This is a genomic window from Kitasatospora sp. NPDC041917, from assembly GCF_055589745.1.
This window is the reverse complement of the sequence record NZ_JBVJBI010000004.1, coordinates 170,243-175,533: the sequence shown is the minus strand read 5'-3', so window position 1 is coordinate 175,533 and position 5,291 is coordinate 170,243. Positions and strand designations below refer to the sequence as shown.

Annotated in this window: 3 protein-coding genes and 1 tRNA gene; all 4 read right to left on the bottom strand. The window is 75.8% G+C overall.

All coding sequences use genetic code 11. The annotated features are described in order from the left end of the window. On the bottom strand, positions 1-317 hold a 317-nt coding region (locus tag ACZ6EM_RS06510), incomplete at its 3' end, for a hypothetical protein (RefSeq protein ID WP_465771837.1). After that, positions 314-1,525 carry an SPFH domain-containing protein gene (locus tag ACZ6EM_RS06505; RefSeq protein ID WP_465771836.1) on the bottom strand — a complete coding sequence of 404 codons (1,212 nt, stop codon included), beginning with the start codon at positions 1,523-1,525 and terminating at the stop codon, positions 314-316. The genes ACZ6EM_RS06505 and ACZ6EM_RS06510, both read right to left, overlap by 4 nt. A gap of 257 nt (positions 1,526-1,782) precedes the next feature. After that, a complete protein-coding gene (locus ACZ6EM_RS06500) occupies positions 1,783-4,854 on the bottom strand; it encodes an Ig-like domain-containing protein (protein WP_465771835.1) in 3,072 nt (1,023 codons plus the stop codon). 361 nt (positions 4,855-5,215) lie between these two features. Then, positions 5,216-5,291 (bottom strand) — tRNA-Arg (locus tag ACZ6EM_RS06495).

The following is a 5,291-nucleotide window of genomic DNA, read 5'->3' as shown; positions in this document are numbered from 1 at the left end:
GACCCGTCCCAGCCCTGCTTCCCGGCCGCGGCGTGCGCGGATCCGGCGCCGGCCGTCAGGCCGACGACGCCGGCGCCCGCCAGCACGGTGGTGGCCAGACAGGTGCTCCGCACGGCCCGGTGTATTCGGCTGCCGCCGGCCGCCGCCGCGGAGCGGGCGGTGCGCGGCCGGACGACGCAGTTCGGGCAGCCGCAGCCCACGATCGCGGGGATGCTGCCGAGTCGCTCCTCGAAGCCGATCAGACCGGGATCACCGTCGGGGCCGCCCGAGCCGACGGTGACGGCGGGTTCGGCGTACGCGCCGGTGGCTATCCTCATGCGGGTCGTCCTTCCTTCCGCCCGGCGCGGGCGGCCGGGGACGGTACCGAGGCGGCCACTCCGGCCGGGGCGACGAAGGCGACCAGCAGCTGTTCCATCAGCGCGCTGCGGGCGGCCTCGTCCAGTTCGTGCGCGGTCGCCCGCTCCAGACGGCGGACGGCGAGCGCCGCCGCCTCCACCGCGTCGTCCACCAGCACCGTGCGCAGGCCCGCGTCCAGGTCGGCCAGCCGGCGCCGGCGCATCGACTCGGCCACCTCGGGCGCGTACTCCAGGGCCAGCGGCTGCACCGAGTAGACCTCCAGGCCGGCCGGGGCCGCCTCGGCCGCCAGCGCCCTGGTCATCTCGTCGGCGAACCACTGCCCGTCGCGCAGCGCGGGACCGGGGGCCGCGTTGCTGTCGCAGGGCAGGGTGGACGCGGTGCGGGTGAGCACCGCCTGGACCTGCTCGCGCAGGTAGCTCTCGTGGTCCTCGATCGCCAGCAGCGCCCGCGCGGTGTCCTTGATCCGCCAGACGATCAGCAGCCGGACCACGATCGGCGTGCCGGTGCGGTCCACCACCTTGACCGGCTCGCTGCGCCAGTGCCGCAGCCGCACGTCCACCCGACGACGGCGCAGCAGCGGGTTGACCCAGACCAGGCCGGCCCGGCGGACGGTGCCCCGATAGCGGCCCCAGCGGGTCAGCACCCGGGTCTCGCCGCCCGCGTTGGCCAGCAGTCCGGCGAGCGCGAGCACCACCAGCAGGCCGGCCGCGGCCGCCGCGGCGATCCACTGCGCGTCCGCCTCCACCCGGCCGCTCTCCCGTGCGACGGTGCCGCGCAGGTCGGGCAGCGCGTCCCAGTACGGGATGACGCCGGTGCGCAGCAGTACGAACAGCACACCGGCCACGCCGATCAGCACGGCCAGCAGGGCGATCCAGCCGGGCAGCGCGGCGGCGCGGTGCTCGCGCAGCGCCTGGTCGGCGCGCGGCGGGCGCCGGGAGGTGGTGGCGGTCGCGGTTCCGGCCGCCGTGACGTCCAGCAGCTCGACGGTCTCGGGGGCGGCCGTCTCCAGCGGGTCGCGCCGGTCCGCCGGGCCGGCCTGCGCGGGGCTCGGGACGACGGCCAGCGGGGTGGTCGCCGGCCCGCTGTCGGCCGGGCCGTCCGACGTGACGGTCCTGATGGCCGTGGTTCTGGCCAGCGGGCTGGAGCCGGAGGCGGAACGTTCCGGCACTGCCGGCGGAAACACCTTGGGCAGATTGTCGGGTCGCTGCGAAGAATCGCGGGTGACGTCCATGCACGGATCCTCTGGGTCGGTGTGTCGCGCAACGGGCGGCCCGGATCTGACGGGCAGTGCCAGGGTCAGGCTAAGTTCATACGTCATCAAATGCGACATTTGAACCGAGGTGTGTCGACATTTACTGACGAATCATCCAAAGCCGACCTGACGCGCAGGCACATGAGTGGATGGTCGGGACAGTTCGGCGCCGATCAGCGCCGAGGAGCACCGGCCCTACGGGCGAACACCCGACGGGTGATCAGCCCCAGACCGGTGAGCACCAGCAGGACTCCGGCGAGCCCACCGCGCCGGCCGGTCTCCCCGGGCCGTCCGGACGCGCCCTGCGACGCCCCCACCGGAGGCGCCGCCAACGGCCGGGCCGCGTCCCGAGTGGACTCGGCGGGTTCGGCGGGTTCGGCGGGTTCGGCGACGGCCCCGGCCGAGTCGGCAGCTCCGGCGGTTCCGACGGCCGTTCCGGCGGTTCCGGCGGTTCCGGCCGGCGAGGGCGCGGACTGCACCGCGGCGACAGCGGCCGGCAAGGCGCCGACACCGTCGGCCGGGGCCGGAGCCGGAGCCAGAGCCGGAGCCGGAGCCGGGGAGACGGTCACGGTGGCCGAGGGGATCGGGGCGACGAGGCCGGTGGACGCGACGGACGCGGTGGTCACGGTGGCCGCCGCCGGGACCGAAGCGCTCGGACGCGACGTCGGCGCCACCGACGACGCCACCACCGGACTTGCCGTCACCGGCCGGGCTCCCGCCGACGGAACCACGATCGGCAGCGCCGCGGGCACCTCCGAAGGCGCCGGCGCGACCGACGGACTCGGCGAGGCCACCGCCGAACCCTGAGCGCTCGGGCCCGACTCGGCGAGGTTCGACGGCACCGCCGACGCACCGGACGCCACCGGGCTCGGCGCCGCCGACCCGGGCGCCACAGGACTCGCCGCCGGACCGGACGCCGTCACCGTCGTCGCTGCCGTCGTCGGACTGGGCCGGGCCGAGGCCGAGGCCGACCGGGTCGGGCTCCCGGCCACCGGGCTCGACACCTCCGCGGCCGGAGCCGAAGCCGTCGGACCGACTGCCGTCGAACTCTGTGCCGCCGGACTCGGCGACACCGAACCCGACACCGCCGGGCTCGACGCCGCCGGATCGGGCACCGCGCCCGCAGCGGCGACCCGTACCGGCACCGGCTCCGCCGAGACCTCGTTGCCCGCCCGGTCGGTCGCCGTGACGAGCAGCCACTGGTCCCCGTCCGTCAGGTCCCGGTTGGCCGTGCAGCTCCAGCTCCCGTCGAACGCCGCCGTGGCCCCGCAGAGCACCGTCCGCCGTTCCGTCTCCGAGGACGCCCCGGGCCGCACCGTGACCAGCACGTTCCCTCCCGGCTCCGCCCGGCCGGCCAGCTTCGGCCGGCTGACCCGCACGGTCTCCCCCGGGGCCGGGGAGGTGAGCACCGGCCGCTGCGGCAGGCCGGTGTCGACGACCAGCTCCACCGGCGGCCCGGCCGTCCGGTTCCCCGCCGCGTCGACCGCGACCGGGGTGAGCAGGTGCTTCCCGTCCGTCAGGATCTCGACCGGCAGGCAGGACCACCGGCCGTCCGCCGGCACCCCCGTGATGCACAGGTCGTCGCCCGAGCCCCGTTCGACCGCCGAGACGGTGCTGCCCGCCTCGCCGGTGCCGGTGAGCCGGAGCCCCGGGTCGTTGGTGTAGGCGGGGACGGTGAGCGTGGGGGCGCCCGGCGGCACGCTCTTCACGCTGACCGCGACCGGCTCGCCGCGCAGCACCACACCGCCGGTGGTGGTCTCCACCGGGGTGAGGGCGTGCGGACCGGGCGCCAGCCCGGTGTCGGGGCGGCAGGACCAGTCGCCGCCGCGCAGGACCTTGGCCTTGCAGAGTGCGGTGTCGCCCTCGACGACCTCCACCGTGGCACCGGACACCGCGCCCCCGCCGCTGATCCGCGGCCGGGCGTCGGCGAGCACGGTCCCGTCGACCGGCTCGGCGATCTCCGGCCGGGAGGCGCCGACGGTCAGCTCGATCCGCTGGTCGCTGACCTGTCCGGAGTCGGCGAACCCACCGGAGGAGACGAGCTGGCCGGCGTCGCGGCCGATCCGCAGCCTGGCCCAGGTCCCGCCGGAGGCCGCACCGGCCGGGACGGTCCACTCCAGGGTGGCGGTGTCGGCGCCCGGCGGGACCTCGGTCTGCACCCGCTCGGCGGGGTCGAACCGGCCGGTGCGGTCGAAGTCGATCCAGCCGGCCAGGGTCGCGGGCTGGTCGCCGACCGCGACCGGGACGGTGAGCCGGTAGTAGCGGCCGATCGCGGCCTCGGCGGGGAAGGCGATCGCCGGGTCGGCGCCCTGGTACTCGCCGCGGCCGGGCTGGAGCCCGGCCCGGGGGCCGTCGAACGGGCTGCGTGGGGCCGCCCCGTGGTCGGGCCGGACCAGCGGCCCGCTGCCGGGGGCCCCGGCGGAACGGCTGCCGGCGGTGCGCGCCGGACCGGCCGCGTCGGCGCCCAGGAAGAGGTCGGTGACCACGTGCGAGGCGTTGCCGTAGTCCTGCGGGGCGGTGCCGAGGCCCTCGTCGACGGTGACGGTGTAGGCCTGGCGCAGGGCGGGCGGGGTGGTGGTGCTGCCGGCCCGGGCGACGGAGCGCTGCTCGACCCGGAACACCGCGGTGCGGACCGTGCCGGCCAGCTCCAGCGAGCCCTCGGCCGCCGAACCGGGATCGCCGTCGGACGCCCCGTCCGGGCTCGCGGGGGCGAGGACGTTGCCCTCGACCGTCCAGCCGGGCCAGTCCGTGCGGTCGACCAGGGCGGGGGCGGCCGGCGAGCCTCCGGTCACGGTCAGCCGGGTTGCCGTGCTGGTGCTGCCGGAATTCCCGGTGGCGAGCGCGGCCAGGCCGCTGAGGTGCAGCCGGGGATTGCGGACCGGGCGGGAGAAATCCAGCCGGAGCGTTCCCACGGTGCGCCAGGAGCCGTCCGCCTGCGGACGGTCGGGGGCGAGGTCGAAGGTCTGCGCGGGATCTCCCGGCCGCATTCCGTCGGCATAGCGGGCGGCGGGGAGACCGGCGGCGGAGCGGTCCGCCAATGCGCCCGGTGCGGCGGTGACGCCGGTGCCCGGGGAGGCATCGAGATCGAACCGGACCGAAAGTCCGGAGGGCAGCACCGCCCGGTGCTCGGCGGACCAGGTGTCGGGGGACTGGCGGGCCACCGAGAGCGGGGCGTTCCACGTGGTCAGCAGCCCGGTCGCGAGGACGGCCAGGGCGGCAGCCGTAAGGGAAAACTGTCGGCTCATCCGGCTCTCCTTCGCGGTGGGCTGCCGGGCTGGCGGGCAGGCGGGCAGGCTGCACAAGATCCGACAAAAAGGAATCACGGCCCAGGGCCGGGCATACGGCGACACCTGTGCTTTTGGCCGTGTCCCACCCGATCGGCGGTCATTCGGGCGGCAGGACGGGATGTACCCGAAACGGCTGCATTTCATCCATTAGGCGGCAATCGGCACCACTCGAACGGACGCAAGAACGGGAACTCCGGACCCATCCGGGGGACGCCGGCCTCCGGGACGGAACCATCCACCGCAGGGCCCTGTTCGAATCAGTGGCCCGGCGCGCCGGGGAACGGGAGAAGCCCCCGGCCGGTGGCCGGGGGCTTCTCGATGGTGCGCTCAGCAGGATTCGAACCTGCAACCTCTTGATCCGTAGTCAAGTGCTCTATCCGTTGAGCTATGAGCGC

What these genes read in the sequence shown, in the direction of transcription:
- ACZ6EM_RS06500 (WP_465771835.1), bottom strand. Translation starts at nt 4,854, where the DNA reads ATGAGCCGACAGTTTTCCCTTACGGCTGCCGCCCTGGCCGTCCTCGCG.